We start from the raw sequence: 16,136 nt of genomic DNA on the forward strand, positions 1-16,136 counted from the left end.
GGGCGGGTGCCCGGACCGCGGATCGGTCCGGGCACCCGCCCGTGTCGTCGTCGCGTCGTTCCGCCCGGCGCGGCCCACGGGACGGGCTCACCCGTCGCCTCGGCCGCCGAGCCCGCCGTTCGGATCCCGCAGCCGGACGCCGACCAGAAGCGGCTCGCACGGCGGTCGACGTGCGTGGGGTCGCCGTGGCCCGGACAGCCGGGGCCGAGGATGCCGTTGAAGCCGTGGTCGCGGGCCTGCCGGGCGAGGATGCACAGCGAGTGCGGGCCGCGGCGCCCAGGTCCGCCGACGCGCGTCAACAGGGCTCGGGAAGCCGTCATCTGCCGGCCCGGTGGCGGTAACGCCCGCACCCCGCCACCGTGTTCGGGGCGGGGCGCGGGCAGGAACTCCCGACGTGCCGGAACGGCCGTCGGACGCGGGTCAGTCGTTGGGCACCGTCTCGTAGCGCGGCGTTCCCTCCGCCATCTGCCGCAGCGCGTCCTTGCGGTCCCGCTTCGACAGCCGGTCGATGTAGAGCCGGCCGTACAGGTGGTCCGTCTCGTGCTGCAGGCAGCGCGCGAAGTAGCCGGTGCCGCGCACCTTGATCGGCCTGCCCTCGGCATCCTGGCCGTGCACCTCGGCGTAGTCCGGGCGGGCGAGCGACGCGTACGCCGTCGGGACCGACAGGCAGCCCTCGTTGGAGTCGTCGAGGGCCCGGCGCTCCGGCGGCAACTCCTGGAGCACCGGGTTGCACACGACGCCCACGTGGCGCGCGCCCTCGTCGTCCGGGCAGTCGTAGACGAAGACCTTGAGGTCCACGCCGATCTGGTTGGCGGCCAGGCCCACGCCCTCGGCCGCCCGCTGGCTGGCGAACATGTCGTCGATCAGCGCCGCGAGCTTGTCGTCGAACTCGGTGACGTCCTGGCACTCCTTGTGGAGCACCGGATTGCCGACGACGGTGATGGGACGGGCACTGCCCCGCTCACGGTACGCCTGCTCGCGCTCCTCGCAGTCCTCCGTGTCGACGACGAAGCCGTCGTTGGTCTGCTCGTCCGTCTCCTGCTGCGCCATTTCCGCCGTAAGCCTTCCTCAAAACCGTCTCGATGACCCGTACAGCCTACGGCCCGGCGGCAGTGGTCAGCAGACTTCCTCGAGATCGCGCCACTCGCGGCTGTCGGGGCTGTCCGCCACCCAGCCGTCGAGGAGACCTCGGACGAGCGCGGCGGGGGCGGCGATTCCGCACTCCCGCTCCGGCACCCACAGCTCACCGGCCGTGCGGTGGCCCAGCGGACCGGGATGGCCCGGCTCGCTGTGGTCGTGCGGATCCAGGTGCTCCCCGTCCCCCTCGGCACTCGGCATCACGCCCTCGGAACAGGCCCGGCAGAGCAGCCGCACCGACGAGGACCAGTCCTCGGCCGCGAATCCGGCGTCGGCGGCCAGTCGCTCCAGCGCGTCCCGGTCCTCCTCGGTCGCCGCCTCCAGCAGCACCACCCAGGTCGGCACGGGCGAGGGAGCCCAGAGCTCGATCTCGTCGAAGACGGGGAAGCTGTGCCCGGCGGCGGTGGTGCGTTCGCCGTGCGGGACGCCGTCGTGGAGGACGACCTCCCCCCAGCGCCGGCCGGACGACGGCAGCGGGATCGACAGCACCTCTATCCGCGCGGGGTCGAGCCTGCGGCCCCACACGACCTCGGCCTCACCCTCGGGCGACAGCCGCACGGCGGCACTGCCCAGCTCCATGCCGACCGGCTCCGCCCCGCCGCCCGCGGCCCGGGGGCCGCCGGGCACCTTCAGCCCGTAGGCCTGCCAGGCACGCCGGGCCAGCGGCCAGTCCTGCAGGGCGGTGGCGGCGATCCCCACGTTCCACCAGTCGGGGGCACCCGTCTCCTTGTCCAGCAGGGCGACGGCCCGCAGGCCCGCCGCACGAGCCTGCTCCCAGTCGTGGCGGAACTTGTGGAGGAGGGCCAGGTTGAACCAGGACTCGGAGAGCCAGGGCTCCAGGTCCGCGGCGCGCGTCAGCAGCGCGCCCGCGTCCTCGTACCGGCCGTCGCCGATCAGCGTGAACGCGCGGTCGGTGGCCTGCCGCCAAGAGGCGGAGGGCCGATGCCGTACCTTCCCGAAGATCCTCACGATTCCCGCCTGCCGGTCGCTCGGGTCACTGCCCCCGGACATTGCCTCAGCGTCTGTGTGCCGCTGTCTCTCGGTGCTCCTTCTTTCGCATCCAACCATGCCCGGTCGGACGCCCGCTCATTACCCATGGGTTACCCAGGCTGAGCGGGACCGAGACCCCCGCGCGACAGCACACGGGCCAGGGACTCCACGACCTCCGGCTGGTGGTCGTGCGCGGTTCCCAGCCGGAGCTGCTCCAGTGCGGCGAGCGCGCTTCCCCCGCCGTCACCGGTGAGATCGTCGTACGCGTTGACGGTACGGACGATACGGGCGGGCAGCGGCTGCTCGCGGTACGGGTCGGCCTGCCGTTCCACCACCACCGCGACGGCCCGCGGAACCCCGGTCTGGCGGACGACGGCACCGCCCAGCAGGGCGATCCTGCGCTGCTCCTGCGCGGGCAGCAGGGCGGTCGCCCCGTCCGGTACGGGGTCCACCAGGGAGAGCTGGCCGATGTCGTGCATCAGCGCCGCGTACTCCAGGACGGTCAGGTCCGGCCCGGAGAGCCCCAGCTCACGGCCGACCGCCGCGCTCAGGGCCGCGACCCGGCGCGCATGCCCGTGCGGGGTGTAGCCGGCGATCTCGGTGGCCCGTGCGAGTGAGGCGATGGTCTGCCGGTACGTCGTACGGACCGCCGCGAACCGCCGGAACGACAACTGCGTGAGCAGCAGCGGCAGACAGAACACCGGCAGCGCCCAGAGCCCGGCGACGGCCGTGCCGAGCGCGATGACGGCTCCGGTCGCACAGACGGCGGAGCCGATGCCGGGGAGCGAGCGCAGTTCCTCCCGCAGCAGCGGCCCGAAGGGGTAACCGGTGCGTGCACGCACCAGCACGGCCGCGAGCACGGCGTCACACAGGGCCGTGAGCGCCAGTACGAGCAGCATCACCAGGGCGTGACCGGGGCCTGCGGCAAGCCCCTCCGCGGGCCCGGCCGGCCCGTGGAGGGGCTGGAAGCAGACCGCGGCGAACGTGACCGTGACCACCCTTCGAGCGACATGGTCGAGCGCCGGTCCCCGGCCCCGGGCGACGTGCGGGACGGCGCCGGCGAGCGCGCCGGCCGTGACGACGGCGACGACCTGTGGGACGCCGTGGGTGGTGGCCTCCCCGGCGTTCTCCGCGAGCAGGGCGTATGCGAGCGCGCCCGCGGCACCGAGAGGCGCCGGTTCCCGCTCGCCCGGCAGTGCTCCCCAGCGGGCGAGTTCGCCCACCGCGACGAGCGTCCCGAAGGCGAGGGCGACGACGGGTTCCGCGACGCCGTGCCAACCGGTCCACCCGAGCCCGGCGGCGGCGAACACGGCCGCCGACACGTGCACGGCGGTGGCGGCGCCCGGTGCCCGGGCCCTCATCCGCCCCGCCTGTTCCGGGCGGCGGGTGCCGCCTTCTGCCGGTCCGGGAGCCCGGCCCGTCCGCGGGGCGGCTGGGCGGGCACGGCCGGCTCGTCCGCCGTGACGGAGGTCTCCCAGCCGTGGCGGTCCAGGGCGCGGACGAGGGCCCGGACCATCCTGGGGTCGAACTGGGTGCCCGCGCACCGCTGGAGTTCCTCGACCGCCGTGGGCACGGGCCGCGCCCTGCTGTACGAACGGGTCGAGGTCATGGCGTCGAAGGCGTCGGCGACGGCGACGACGCGGGCGACCTCGGGGATCTCGCGGCCGGCGAGACCGTACGGATAGCCGCTGCCGTCGAGCCGCTCGTGGTGGTGGAGGATCGCCGAGCGGGCCTCGCCGAGGAAGCCGATGCCGCGGACGATCTCGTGCCCGTACTCGGGATGCAGCTCGATCACCCGGCGTTCCTCGGGGGTCAGCGGGCCGTCCTTACGGAGCACGCGGGTGGGCACGCCGAGCTTGCCCACGTCGTGGAGGATGCCGGCGAACCGGAGCACTTCGAGCCGCTCCTCGTCCATGCCCAGCTCGCGCGCGATCAGCACACTCGCCCGGCCCACCCGCTCGCTGTGCCCGCGGGTGTACCGGTCCTTGATGTCGACGGCCTGGACGAGGGCGCGGATGGTGGAGCGGTGGGCGCCCTGCTCGCGGTGGTACTGAGCGAAGACCCAGCACGAGATGTACATGGGCAGCAGCACGAACAGCGCGGCCGGCGGTCCGTAGGAACTCTGCCAGAGCACCGCCATCATCAGCCCCGCGAGCCCGTGCACGAGGTGCGGGCCGAGCGAGGCCGTCAGCAGCCCCCGCCAGGCGGCCCGTGCCGGCACCCGCTCGGCGGTGGCGAGGATGCCACCGTCGAGCACGGCGACGACGAGGCAGAACGTCAGCGCGGCGGCCACGGCGGGAATCAGGGCGTACGGGAGGGCGGGGCCCGCGAGGGCGGAGGGACCGCCGCACAGGGCCGCCGCTCCAGAGGCGGCCGCCGCCGCCAGGGTGAGCCGTGCCACCCGCCAGAGGCGCCGGACGCCTCCCGGGCGCTGCTCGACGCGGGCGAGCAGCGCCCCCGGCACTGCGGCGAGCGCGGCCCCGGCGGGTGGCAGCAGCAGAGCGGCGGCGAGCAGGACGGGGAAGAACGATCCGGCACCGACCGGCACGGACCCGCCGAGCGTCCGTCCCAGGAAGGGGCAGCGCCCCGGTGCCTCGCACAGGGCGTAGAGCCCGGCCAGCAGCGCCACGGTGGTCCAGGGTGTGTCCGCCCCGGGGAGCACGGCGGGCAGGACGCACACTCCGGCGCCCACCACCGCGCACAGGATGTACGCGCGCGCCGCTCCCGGAATGCGTCTCACCCGCTGTCAGCCTCCTCGGCAGCCCCCGAACAGAGCGTCAGGCTAGCGAGTCGTCCACGTCAGGACGCTCGGTTGCGGCCGATTGGCACCATCGGGTGACAGGCGCGTGCGTGCTCCCCCGTGCGGCGCACGGAGGAGTACCGGGCCGGGTACGGCGAAGGGGCGAGACCCCACGGTCTCGCCCCGATCACGCTCCCGCCCGGCCGGCTACTCGGCCGGACTCGGCACGTCCGCCGGACCGGCCGTCACATCGTGGTCGGGCACGGCCTCGCCGGCCCTGATGAGCTCGATCCGCCCCATGACCTTCGCGCGCAGGTCCACGGGCACGTCGTCATGGCCGCAGCAGCGTTTGACGAGCTTCTTCACCGCCTGCTCGAGGCCGTACTTCTCCAGGCACGGCGAGCACTCCTCGAAGTGCAGCTCGAACTTGGTGCAGTCGGCGTCGGGCATCTCACGGTCGAGGAACTCGTACAGGTGGTCGAGTACCTCCGCGCAGTCAGTCTCGTGCGGCTCTCCGCAACTCATGAGCCCGCGCCTTTCCGATCGTTCGTCGACTCCCCGGCGCCCGCGGGAACGAGCCCGCGCTCACGGGCGTAGTCCTCGAGCATGCCGCGCAGCTGGCGGCGGCCACGGTGCAGTCGGGACATCACCGTGCCGATGGGTGTCCCCATGATGTCCGCGATCTCCTTGTACGCAAAGCCCTCGACATCGGCGAGATAGACGGCGATGCGGAACTCCTCCGGGATCGCCTGCAGGGCCTCCTTGACGTCGGAGTCCGGCAGGTGGTCGAGTGCCTGGGACTCGGCCGAGCGCAGCCCGGTCGACATGTGCGACTCGGCGCGGGCGAGCTGCCAGTCCTCGATCTCCTCCGCGGCGCTGCGCTGCGGTTCGCGCTGCTTCTTGCGGTACGAGTTGATGAAGGTGTTCGTGAGGATGCGGTACATCCACGCCTTGAGGTTCGTGCCCTCACGGAACTGGTGGAACGAACCGTAGGCCTTCGCGTACGTCTCCTGTACGAGATCCTCGGCGTCGGCCGGATTGCGCGTCATGCGCAGGGCGGCCGAGTACATCTGGTCGAGATAGCCGAGAGCGTCCCGCTCGAATCGCGCGTTGCGCTCGGCGGCCGTCTCTTCCGTGTGGCCGTCGTCGGTCCCAGTGACCGGACCCACCTCCTCCAACGCTGTGACGGGACCGAGACCGGACCCGCTCGAATCGGAGGATAGACGACCAACCGCTCCGCCCGCCGCCCGAATCGTTGCCGCCTTCGGCGCAGGCAGCACGGTCCAGTCCAGGTCGGCGGCCCCTGACCGGTTCGGGCAGATGGTCGAACCCATGCGACGGACTCCCTCTCCACGCTTCTGTGCTGACGTGCTGCACAACAGGGAGCGCGCCCTCCGCTATTCCCGGCCGACGCACCGGCCCCGGCCGCGGTCCCGCACCCGGTCTCACATCCGGGCGGCGATCCACTTCCGGACGTCGTCCACGACGGTTCCCAGCGCCTCCTCCTGGGTCAGCGCGGCCCGCTTGGGCACCGAGAGCCCGTGGTCGGCGTCAGCCACCTCGACCAGCTCGTACGCACCGGCCGGGAACTCCTCCGGCCTGCCGAACGGATCGTTGCCGCCCTGGACGACCAGAACCGGCACCCCGGCCCCGAGGAGCTCGTCCGCGCGGGACTTCTCCGGCTTCCCCGGCGGATGCAGCGGGAAGCTCAGCGCGAGGACGGCGCGGGCTCCCAGCTCACGCGCGGTCCGGCAGGCCACGCGCGCACCGGCGCTGCGCCCGCCCGCGACGATCGGCAGGCCCCGCTTCTCCAGGGCCGGCCACAGCCCTCGCCAGCCGGCGTCCAGGGTCTTCGGCGCCGGCGCGACCTTCTTTCCAGCCACCCGCCACGGCTGCTCCACCAGGGCCACCGTGATCCCGTCGGGGGGCAGCCCGGCCGCCAGGGCCCGCAGGTCCTGTGCGCCGATGCCGCCGCCCGCGCCGTGGCTCACCGCCAGCACGACGCGGGCCCGGCCGGGAGCCGGATGCCAGGTGATACGGGCGTCCCCGGCGGGTGTCCCGACGATCTCGCTCTCTGTCACAGGAGCAGTGTCACACCGCGGGACCCGGAATGACTCTGCTGCTCAATTCGGCTGAGCAGCAGAGTCATGCCGGGAAGGCCGCAACGGTCACCGCGTTGTCGCAGGTCATGGTCCGCGTGTCGGAGTTGCCCCGGAATTGGGCAGCAGAGTCCGGAATCGCCGCAAAGCTCAGAAGAGCGTGCCGACCTCGGGGGCCTCCAGCTCCTCCAGCAGCTCCGGCCCGTTGTTGCGGACGTTGGAGACGGCCGTACCCACGGGGTAGGCGCGCATCAGCCCTGTGGGCGGCGGCGCCAGCAGCTCACGCAGCTCGTCCGGGTCGGAGCGGGCCGGGTCCAGCCAGGCGTCCCAGCGGTCCTCGGGGAGCATCAACGGCATCCGCGGGTGGATGTCGGACAGCGAGCGCGGGCCTTCGGCCGGCGCGACCCCCAGCGGTCCGGTCTCCGCCTCCGTGGTGATCACGGAGCAGGTCACCCACCAGGACTGGGGGTGGTCGTCCGGCAGGGTCCGGTCGCGCCAGAACTCGTACAGCCCGGCCATCGCGAAGACGGAGCCGTCGGCAGGAGTGACGAAGTAGGGCTGCTTGCGGGGCCGCTTCTTCTTCCCCTTCACCTCCAGCTCCCGCTCCTCGGTGCCGGTGACCCACTCGTAGTAGCCGTCCGCGGGCAGGATGCAGCGCCGGGCGACGAAGGGCCGGCGGAACGAGGGCTTCTCGTGGACGGTCTCGGCCCGGGCGTTGATCATCCGGGCCGCGCCCTCGGGGGTCTTGGCGAAGGACGGGACGAGTCCCCACCTGAGATTCCGCAGCTGACGAACCGGACGGCGGTCGTCCGCGTCCTTCAGAGGACGTTCGAGAACCGCGTAGACCTCTTTCGTGGGGGCCACGTTCCAGTCGGGGGCCAGGGTCTCCGTCGGCTCCCACTTCTCGATCTGGAAGAGTCCGGTGAGGTCCTCGGGCCTGCGACTCGCTGCATACCGTCCGCACATGAGTGCCACACTGCCACGACACCGAGCCTCCCGAGGAGCCACCCCGGAAATGGTCACACCCGAAATCTTCGGCACCCAGCCGTCCCCCGACCGCTGGCTGGTCATAGGCACGGCCGCGCTCGCCCTCCTCGCGGTCGTCCCGCACACGGCCTGGCGGCTGTCCCGCAACGCGATCACCATCGCCCACGAGGGCGGGCACGGCCTGATCGCCCTCGTCACCGGGCGGCGGCTGGAGGGCATCCGGCTGCACTCGGACACCAGCGGACTGACGGTCAGCCGCGGCAGACCGACCGGCCTCGGCATGATCCTCACGGCGGCCGCGGGCTACACCGCGCCGCCGCTGCTCGGCCTCGGCGGCGCCTGGCTGCTCGCGGCGCACCGCATCACGCTGCTGCTGTGGGTCGCCACGGCGCTGCTGATCGCGATGCTGGTGATGATCCGCAACGCGTACGGGGCGCTCACGGTGGTCCTCACCGGCGCGGCGTTCCTCCTGGTGTCCTGGCTGACCGAACCGGAGGTGCAGGCGGCGTTCGCCTACGCGGCCGTGTGGTTCCTGCTGCTCGGCGGGGTCCGCCCGGCCTTCGAACTCCAGGTGAAGCGCCGTCACGGGGGCGCGCCGGACTCGGACGCCGACCAGCTCGGGAGGCTGACGCACGTCCCGCCCGCCATGTGGCTGTTTCTCTTCCATGCCGTATCGCTATGCTCCCTGATCGGCGGCGGTCGCTGGCTGCTCGGTCTGTGACCGGTCGGGATGCCCGGTGACCGGTCGGCGAACGCCCGGCGCTCCGCGGGCCCACTAAAGTGAGGGCCATGACCGAGAGCCCCGTGCAGACCGTCCTCTGGCCCGCCCCCCACGCGAGTGGGCCCGTCGATGCGGCGGTCACCGTTCCCGGATCGAAATCGGTCACGAACCGTGCGCTGGTTCTCGCCTCCCTGGCCGCGGAGCCGGGCTGGCTGCGACGCCCCCTGCGGTCGCGCGACACCCTGCTGATGGCTGAGGCGCTGCGCGCCATGGGCGTCGGCATCGAGGAGCAGGTCTCCTCCAGCTCCACCGCGACCGGCGGCGCCGACAGCGGCGAGGCCTGGCGGATCATCCCGGCCGGGCTGCACGGCCCAGCGACGGTCGACGTCGGCAACGCCGGGACGGTGATGCGCTTCCTGCCGCCGGTCGCCGCGCTCGCCGACGGCCCCATCCGCTTCGACGGCGACCCCCGCTCGTACGAGCGTCCGCTCGGCGGGGTGATCGACGCCCTGCGCGTCCTGGGCGCCCGGATCGACGACGACGGCCGCGGGGCGCTCCCGATGACCGTGCACGGCGGCGGGGCGCTGGACGGCGGCGCGGTGGAGATCGACGCCTCCTCGTCATCCCAGTTCGTCTCGGCCCTGCTGCTCTCCGCGCCCCGCTTCAACCAGGGCGTGGAGGTACGGCACGTCGGCTCGCGGCTGCCGTCCATGCCGCACATCCGGATGACCGTCGACATGCTCCGCACGGTCGGCGCGCAGGTCGACGAGCCGGAGACCGGCGGCGAGCCGGACGTCTGGCGGGTCCGCAGCGGTGCGTTGCTGGGCCGGGACCTGACCGTGGAGCCGGACCTGTCCAACGCCCAGCCGTTCCTTGCGGCGGCACTGGTCACGGGCGGCCGGGTGACCGTCCCCGACTGGCCCGAGCGCACCACTCAGCCCGGTGACGCCCTGCGGCAGATCTTCACCGAAATGGGCGGTTCCTGCGAGCTCACCGGCGCCGGGCTGACCTTCACCGGCTCCGGCCGGATCCACGGCATCGACGTCGACCTCGGCGAGGTCGGCGAGCTGACCCCGGGCATCGCCGCGGTGGCCGCGCTGGCCGACTCCCCCTCGACCCTGCGCGGTGTCGCGCATCTGCGGCTCCACGAGACGGACCGCCTCGCGGCCCTGACCAAGGAGATCAACGAGCTCGGCGGCGACGTCACGGAGACGGAGGACGGGCTGCACATCCGGCCGCGCCCGCTGCACGGCGGGGTGTTCCACACGTACGACGACCACCGGATGGCCACCGCCGGTTCGGTCATCGGTCTGGCCGTCGAGGGCGTGGAGATCGAGAACGTGGCGACGACCGCCAAGACCCTCCCCGACTTTCCGAGGATGTGGACCGACATGCTTGCCGGGAACTGAGCGCGGGACGGCACGACATGCGCCGCTACGGCAAGCACACAGACGAGGACGACGTCCGGGTCCGCCCGAACCGCAAGGGCAACCGGCCCCGTACGAGCATCCGCCCGAAGCACGAGGACGCAGCCGAGGGCATGGTCCTGACCGTGGACCGGGGACGTCTCACCTGCCTCGTGGACAGCCGCACCGTCATGGCGATGAAGGCCCGCGAACTGGGCCGCAAGGCCGCCGTCGTCGGCGACCGGGTGGGTCTGGTCGGCGATCTGTCCGGCCGGAAGGACACGCTCGCCCGCATCGTGCGGATCGAGGAGCGCGCCTCCGTGCTGCGACGCACCGCCGACGACGACGATCCGTACGAGCGGGTGGTCGTCGCCAACGCCGACCAGCTGGCGATCGTGACGGCGCTCGCCGATCCCGAGCCCCGCCCCCGGCTGATCGACCGCTGCCTGGTCGCCGCGTACGACGGCGGCCTGGAGCCGCTGCTGGTGCTGACGAAGTCGGACCTGGCCCCGGCTTCGACGCTGCTGGACCTGTACGGCGCGTTGGACATCCCGTACGTCGTGACCTCGCGCGACGAGTTGTACGCCGGCGAGGCGGCGAACGTGGTGCGCGAACACCTCGACGGCCGGATCACCGCGTTCGTGGGTCACTCCGGCGTCGGGAAGACCACACTGGTCAACGCGCTGGTCCCGGAGGAGAAGCGCCGCACGACCGGGCATGTCAACGCGGTCACCGGCCGCGGCCGGCACACCACCACGTCCGCCCTGGCCCTGCCGCTGGCGGGCGCCGGCGGCTGGGTGATCGACACTCCGGGCGTACGGTCCTTCGGGCTGCACCACGTCGACCCGTCCCGGGTCATCCACGCCTTCCCCGACCTGGAGCCCGGCACGGAGAGCTGTCCGCGCGCGTGTTCGCACGACGAGCCGGACTGCGCCCTGGACGCGTGGGTGGGTGAGGGCCACGCCGATCCCGCACGCCTGTACTCCCTGAGGCGGCTGCTGGCGACCCGGGAGCGACGCGAGGGCGACTGACCCGGGCACGTTTGCGGGCGGCCGCTACCGGCAAGTGCATAATCGCACCAAGTGAGACGAAGCAGTCACTGGGCGCGGAACTGGGGACGCGGGAGGCACTGACCATGGCGTGGCTGCTCGTGATCGTCGCCGGATTCCTGGAGACGGGGTTCGCGATCTGCCTGAAGCTGTCCCACGGCTTCACCCGGCTCTGGCCGACGATCGCGTTCGCGGTCTTCGCGATGAGCAGCTTCGGACTGCTGACGCTCTCCCTGCGCAAACTCGACGTCGGCCCCGCCTACGCGGTGTGGACGGGGATCGGGGCCTCGGGCACGGCGATCTACGGGATGATCTTCCTCGGCGAGGTCGCCTCGACGCTGAAGATCGTCTCGATCGTGCTGGTGATCGCGGGCGTCATCGGCCTGCAGCTGTCCAGCCCGGCCCACTGAGAGCCGCACGGACCAGCCGCCCCGCCCCTTCGGCCGGGCCCGCGACCACGCAGGAGAGCGCCAGCCGCACCGCCAACTCGCAGCGCTCGGCGGCCTCCCCCTCGTCCGTCCGGTGGCCGAGGCCCGGCTCCAGCGCGGCGAGCGTGCGATCCCGTACCGCGGCGACCAGTTCGCCGGGGGCGGGGTGACCGGCGTCCGCGCGCCGCTGGGCGGGGACGCCCGAACCTCCGGCGGACCGGGCGACGGGCCTCGGCGCGGGGAGCCGCTCGTGCCAGAAGCCGGTGAGCAGGGCGCGCAGCAGGGGGCGGGCGCACGCCTCCGCCACCGTCCACTCGGCCAGGCGGACCAGCCGCTCCGCGTCCCCGGCCCGCTCCGCGAGCACCCGGTCCACACCCTTGAGGTAGGCGTCGGCCTCGCGCCGCACCAGCGCCCGCGCGAGGCCGTCCTTGCTGCCGAACTCGTTGTAGAGCGTCTGCCGGGAGACGCTCGCGGCCGAGGCGACGTCGACCATCCGGACGGCGGACCAGGGCCGGCCCGCGAGAGCGGTGAGAGCGGCGTTCAGCAGCGCCTCGCGCGCTGTGGGCATCGTGGGCCTCCCGGGCAGGGCGCCCCGGGGCCCCGCGGTTCTTCGCTCAGAGTTGACGCCCGGGTACCCGCTGTCAAGGGCACTTGCGGCGACCCCGGCGCCCTCCGGCCAGGACGGCCGGGACCGGACGGGCCGAACGGGCGGCGACGGCCCGGGGATAGAGTGCGGACATGGCCGACTACCACGATGATCTGCGTCTCGCCCATGTCCTCGCGGACGCCGCCGACGCGGCGACCATGGACCGGTTCAGGGCACTCGACCTCAAGGTCGAGACCAAGCCGGACATGACTCCGGTGAGCGAGGCCGACAAGGCGGCCGAGGAGCTGATCCGCTACCAGCTCCAGCGCGCCAGGCCGCGCGACGCGATCCTCGGCGAGGAGTTCGGCATCGAGGGCACCGGCCCCCGGCGCTGGGTCATCGACCCGATCGACGGCACGAAGAACTACGTCCGCGGAGTTCCCGTGTGGGCGACGCTGATCTCCCTGATGGAGGCCGGCGAAGGCGGCTACCAGCCGGTCGTGGGCGTGGTCTCGGCCCCCGCGCTGGGGCGCCGCTGGTGGGCGGCGAAGGGCGCGGGCGCTTACACCGGGCGGAGCCTGTCCTCCGCGTCACGGCTGCACGTCTCGAAGGTCGCACAGCTGTCCGACGCCTCGTTCGCCTACTCGTCGCTCGGCGGCTGGGAGGAGCGAGGGCGGCTCGACGGCTTCCTGGACCTGACCCGGGCGGTCTGGCGGACCCGCGGGTACGGCGATTTCTGGCCTTACATGATGGTCGCCGAGGGTTCGGTGGACATCTGCGCGGAGCCGGAGCTCTCCCTCTGGGACATGGCGGCGACGGCGGTCGTCGTACAGGAGGCGGGCGGCACGTTCACCGGCCTCGACGGGGTCCACGGGCCTCACAGCGGAAACGCGGCCGCCTCCAACGGCCTGCTGCACGGGGAGCTCCTGGAGTACCTCAACCGGGGCTGAACCGAGACCGTCCACAGCGGTTACCGGCCAGTACAACCCACGCACTCCCCCCCTCGGGCGCCGCGCCCCCTCTTGTTGCCCCGCCGAATCACTGCGACTCTGAGAGTCCCCCTATTTGTGAACTTGTGAATCCCTTCTCGTTGAAGGATTCATCAAGGAGGTGGATCCGTCCATGCTCGTCCGTGACGCCATGAGCACAGTGGTCCTCACCATCGGCCCCGCACACACCCTCAGGCAGGCCGCTCGACTGATGGCCGCACGACGCGTCGGGGCGGCCGTCGTCCTCGACCCCGACACCAGCGGCCTCGGCATCCTCACCGAACGCGACATCCTCATCTCGCTCGGCGCGGGCCAGGACCCCGACCACGAATCCGCCGCCGCCCACACCACCACCGACGTCGTCTTCGCCGCCCCCTCGTGGACCCTCGACGAGGCCGCGGACGCCATGACCCACGGCGGCTTCCGCCATCTCATCGTGCTCGACGCCGCAGGACCCGTCGGCATCGTCTCCGTACGCGACATCATCCGCTGCTGGGCACCGGCCCGGCACCGGGCCCAGGCTACGACCCTCGCCGGCTGAACGCGGACACGCGAGCCGGCCGGACCTTCCCCGGGGAAGGTCCGGCCGGCTCTCCCGCGACAAGCGGTCCAGTACTGGTCTCGTCAGCCGCGCAGGGCCTGGACCGCGGCCTCCAGCCGCTTGCCGAAGTCTCCGTCGGCCTGACGGAAGTTGCCGATCGCCCGCTCGGCGATGTCGTCCCGGGAGACCTTGGCGATGAAGCCCGCCAGGTTCTCGACCAGACGGCCCTTCTCGTCCTCGGACATCAGCCGGTAGAGGTTGCCGGCCTGGACGAAGTCGTCGTCCTCGGAGTGGGACGGGGCCTCGTGGTTGCCGGTGCGGCCCGAGACCGGGACCGGCTCCCAGAGCGGCCGGTCCGTCTGGAAGGGACCGCCGAAGCTGTTCGGCTCGTAGTTCTTGGCGCCCTTGTGGCGGCCGTCGTAGAGGAAGCCGTCACGGGAGTTCGTGCGCGCCTCGGTGGCGCGCGGGCGGTTCACCGGCAGGTGGTCGGCGTTGATGCCGACGCGGTAGCGGTGGGCGTCGCCGTACGCGAAGAGCCGGCCCTGCAGCATCCGGTCCGGGGACGGGCCGATACCCGGCACGAAGTGCGCCGGCGAGAAGACGGACTGCTCGACCTCGGCGAAGACGTTCTCCGGGTTGCGGTTGAGTTCCAGCCTGCCGATCTCGAGCGGCGGGTAGTCGTCGTGCGGCCACACCTTGGTGAGGTCGAACGGGTTGAACCGGTAGGCCGCCGCGTCGGCCGCGGGCATGATCTGGACCTGCACCGTCCACGACGGGAAGTCACCGCGCTCGATGGCCTCGCGCAGGTCGCGCTGGTGGTTGTCAGGGTCCTCGCCCGCGAGCCTGTTGGCCTCGGCCTGGGTGAGGTTCCTGATGCCCTGGTCCGTCTTGAAGTGGTACTTGACCCAGAAGACCTCGCCGGCCTCGTTGCTCCACTGGTAGGTGTGCGAGCCGTAGCCGTTCATGTGCCGGTACGAGGCAGGGATCCCGCGGTCACCGAACAGCCAGGTCACCTGGTGGGTCGACTCGGGCGACAGGCCCCAGAAGTCCCAGACGTTGTCCGCCTCCTGACTACCCGTGTACGGATCGCGCTTCTGCGTGTGGATGAAGTCCGGGAACTTGACGGCGTCCTTGATGAAGAACACCGGGGTGTTGTTGCCGACGAGGTCGTAGTTGCCCTCCTCGGTGTAGAACTTCAACGCGAAACCGCGGGGGTCCCGCACGGCGTCGGCGGCGCCGAGGTTGCCCGCCACGGTGGAGAAGCGCAGGAACGTCCCGGTCTGCCTGCCGACCTCGGAGAGGAACTTCGCCCGGGTGTAGCGGGTGACGTCCGCGGTCACCGTGAACGTGCCGTAGGCACCGGCGCCGCGGGCGTGGACCACCCGCTCGGGGATGCGCTCACGGTTGAAGTGCGCGAGCTTCTCGAGCAGCAGCTGGTCCTGCACCAGGACCGGTCCGCCGGGGCCCGCGGTCTCGCTGTTCTGGTTGTCGGCGACCGGCGCGCCGGCCTCCGTGGTGAGCGGTCCCTGCGTCACGTGCGCCTCCTGCGAAAACTGCGTCATTCCCGGCCAGTCCTGTCCTTGGCCAATGATGTTCCCGATCCTACAATGGACATTGTCTAAGTCAAGCAACCATCCAAACTCACATCCGTTCGGGACCAGCTCCCCCGACTGTTAGGCTGATACACATGAGCGACCTCTTGGAACGACTGCGCGGACGCGGCTGGCGTATGACCGCGCAGCGGCGCGTCGTGGCCGAGGTCCTCGACGGCGAGCACGTCCATCTGACCGCCGACGAGGTGCACGCACGTGCCGTCGAGCGGCTGCCGGAGATCTCCCGGGCCACGGTGTACAACACACTGGGTGAGCTCGTCTCACTGGGCGAGGTCCTGGAAGTGGCCACGGACCACCGCGCCAAGCGGTACGACCCGAACGCCCACCGTCCGCACCAGCACCTGGTCTGCGCGCGTTGCGGTGCGATCCGCGACGTTCACCCCGGCGGCAATCCGCTCTCGGACCTGCCCGACTCGCAGCGGTTCGGCTTCACGATCTCGGACGTCGAGGTCACGTACCGGGGCATCTGCCCGAACTGCGCGAGCGCCTAGCGCCGGCCCGCGGAGCTGATCACGCGGGGTTGATCACGAGGGCGGGTGCCCGAGACCCCCAGGGGCGGGCCGTCCCACGGTCCGCCCTTTGCTCTTCCCTCGACCCTCCGGGCGGTCCCGCTGTCCGGCCACCCCGCGCCGGGGCCCTTCAACTCCACCGCTTCCGCCCGTTGGCCGCGACCCTGCCGAGAAACCGCCCGGAAAACACCGATGGCCCGGATCCACTGGATCCGGGCCATCGGCCTTCAGTAGCGGGGACAGGATTTGAACCTGCGACCTCTGGGTTATGAGCCCAGCGAGCTACCGAGCTGCTCCACCCCGCGTCGGTGAACCCAACAGTACGTCACCCCGCGGACCAG

The 16,136-nt window shown here is 72.1% G+C and carries 17 protein-coding genes, 1 tRNA gene and 1 pseudogene; 7 read left to right on the top strand and 12 right to left on the bottom strand.

From position 1 onward, the window contains the following. Positions 1-122: 122 nt before the first annotated feature. The 9 genes and pseudogenes from FEF34_RS42800 to FEF34_RS12620 all read right to left on the bottom strand — a co-directional run. A pseudogene (locus tag FEF34_RS42800) lies at positions 123-269 on the bottom strand (peptidase M15); the annotation flags it as partial. Between the two features lie 151 nt (positions 270-420). After that, a complete protein-coding gene (gene def, locus FEF34_RS12585) occupies positions 421-1,050 on the bottom strand; it encodes a peptide deformylase (protein WP_138053264.1) in 630 nt (209 codons plus the stop codon). A 66-nt stretch (positions 1,051-1,116) separates the two neighbouring features. Beyond that, complete coding sequence (locus tag FEF34_RS12590) at positions 1,117-2,106, bottom strand: tetratricopeptide repeat protein (protein WP_138057443.1); 990 nt, start codon at positions 2,104-2,106, stop codon at positions 1,117-1,119. Between the two features lie 131 nt (positions 2,107-2,237). Beyond that, positions 2,238-3,488 carry an HD-GYP domain-containing protein gene (locus tag FEF34_RS12595; RefSeq protein WP_138053265.1) on the bottom strand — a complete coding sequence of 417 codons (1,251 nt, stop codon included), beginning with the start codon at positions 3,486-3,488 and terminating at the stop codon, positions 2,238-2,240. Beyond that, a complete protein-coding gene (locus FEF34_RS12600) occupies positions 3,485-4,867 on the bottom strand; it encodes an HD-GYP domain-containing protein (protein ID WP_138053266.1) in 1,383 nt (460 codons plus the stop codon). The genes FEF34_RS12595 and FEF34_RS12600 overlap by 4 nt, the downstream gene beginning before the upstream one ends. Before the next feature lie 207 nt (positions 4,868-5,074). Beyond that, positions 5,075-5,392, bottom strand: a complete 318-nt coding sequence (gene rsrA, locus FEF34_RS12605) for a mycothiol system anti-sigma-R factor (RefSeq protein ID WP_138053267.1) — start codon at positions 5,390-5,392, stop codon at positions 5,075-5,077. Next, complete coding sequence (locus tag FEF34_RS12610) at positions 5,389-6,036, bottom strand: sigma-70 family RNA polymerase sigma factor (RefSeq protein WP_384076183.1); 648 nt, start codon at positions 6,034-6,036, stop codon at positions 5,389-5,391. The genes rsrA and FEF34_RS12610 overlap by 4 nt, the downstream gene beginning before the upstream one ends. Positions 6,037-6,312: 276 nt before the next feature. After that, the gene (locus FEF34_RS12615) at positions 6,313-6,948 is read right to left on the bottom strand and encodes an alpha/beta hydrolase family protein (RefSeq protein ID WP_138053269.1); all 636 of its coding nucleotides are present in this window, start codon (positions 6,946-6,948) and stop codon (positions 6,313-6,315) included. A gap of 168 nt (positions 6,949-7,116) precedes the next feature. After that, positions 7,117-7,932, bottom strand: coding sequence for an SOS response-associated peptidase (locus tag FEF34_RS12620; RefSeq protein WP_138053270.1), 816 nt, complete (start codon positions 7,930-7,932; stop codon positions 7,117-7,119). A gap of 49 nt (positions 7,933-7,981) precedes the next feature. On the opposite strand from FEF34_RS12620, the gene FEF34_RS12625 reads away from it, so the two are divergent. The 4 genes from FEF34_RS12625 (at position 7,982) to FEF34_RS12640 (ending at position 11,539) form a co-directional block, all read left to right on the top strand. After that, positions 7,982-8,674, top strand: a complete 693-nt coding sequence (locus FEF34_RS12625; protein ID WP_138053271.1) for a M50 family metallopeptidase — start codon at positions 7,982-7,984, stop codon at positions 8,672-8,674. A 68-nt stretch (positions 8,675-8,742) separates the two neighbouring features. Next, complete coding sequence (gene aroA, locus FEF34_RS12630) at positions 8,743-10,083, top strand: 3-phosphoshikimate 1-carboxyvinyltransferase (RefSeq protein ID WP_138053272.1); 1,341 nt, start codon at positions 8,743-8,745, stop codon at positions 10,081-10,083. A 17-nt stretch (positions 10,084-10,100) separates the two neighbouring features. Then, positions 10,101-11,111: a ribosome small subunit-dependent GTPase A gene (gene rsgA / locus FEF34_RS12635; RefSeq protein WP_138057444.1), complete on the top strand. Its 1,011-nt coding sequence runs from the start codon at positions 10,101-10,103 to the stop codon at positions 11,109-11,111. A 104-nt stretch (positions 11,112-11,215) separates the two neighbouring features. Further along, a complete protein-coding gene (locus FEF34_RS12640; RefSeq protein ID WP_138053273.1) occupies positions 11,216-11,539 on the top strand; it encodes a DMT family transporter in 324 nt (107 codons plus the stop codon). Here the strand turns inward: FEF34_RS12640 and FEF34_RS12645 are convergent. Further along, positions 11,505-12,125, bottom strand: a complete 621-nt coding sequence (locus tag FEF34_RS12645) for a TetR/AcrR family transcriptional regulator (protein ID WP_138053274.1) — start codon at positions 12,123-12,125, stop codon at positions 11,505-11,507. The genes FEF34_RS12640 and FEF34_RS12645 overlap by 35 nt on opposite strands. A 170-nt stretch (positions 12,126-12,295) precedes the next feature. On the opposite strand from FEF34_RS12645, the gene hisN reads away from it, so the two are divergent. Then, positions 12,296-13,093, top strand: coding sequence for a histidinol-phosphatase (gene hisN, locus FEF34_RS12650; RefSeq protein WP_138053275.1), 798 nt, complete (start codon positions 12,296-12,298; stop codon positions 13,091-13,093). Between the two features lie 172 nt (positions 13,094-13,265). Next, positions 13,266-13,673 (top strand): CBS domain-containing protein, encoded by a 408-nt coding sequence (locus FEF34_RS12655; protein WP_138053277.1) that lies wholly within the window; start codon positions 13,266-13,268, stop codon positions 13,671-13,673. Positions 13,674-13,756: 83 nt separating this feature from the next. On the opposite strand, the gene FEF34_RS12660 is transcribed toward FEF34_RS12655, so the two are convergent. Further along, positions 13,757-15,235 carry a catalase gene (locus tag FEF34_RS12660; RefSeq protein ID WP_138053278.1) on the bottom strand — a complete coding sequence of 493 codons (1,479 nt, stop codon included), beginning with the start codon at positions 15,233-15,235 and terminating at the stop codon, positions 13,757-13,759. Positions 15,236-15,360: 125 nt separating this feature from the next. On the opposite strand from FEF34_RS12660, the gene FEF34_RS12665 reads away from it, so the two are divergent. Continuing rightward, a complete protein-coding gene (locus FEF34_RS12665; RefSeq protein ID WP_138053279.1) occupies positions 15,361-15,777 on the top strand; it encodes a Fur family transcriptional regulator in 417 nt (138 codons plus the stop codon). A 249-nt stretch (positions 15,778-16,026) separates the two neighbouring features. On the opposite strand, the gene FEF34_RS12670 is transcribed toward FEF34_RS12665, so the two are convergent. Next, positions 16,027-16,100, bottom strand: a tRNA-Met gene (locus FEF34_RS12670). Positions 16,101-16,136: the final 36 nt, after the last annotated feature.

This window comes from Streptomyces marianii (assembly GCF_005795905.1).
In the GTDB taxonomy this organism is placed as follows: domain Bacteria; phylum Actinomycetota; class Actinomycetes; order Streptomycetales; family Streptomycetaceae; genus Streptomyces; species Streptomyces marianii.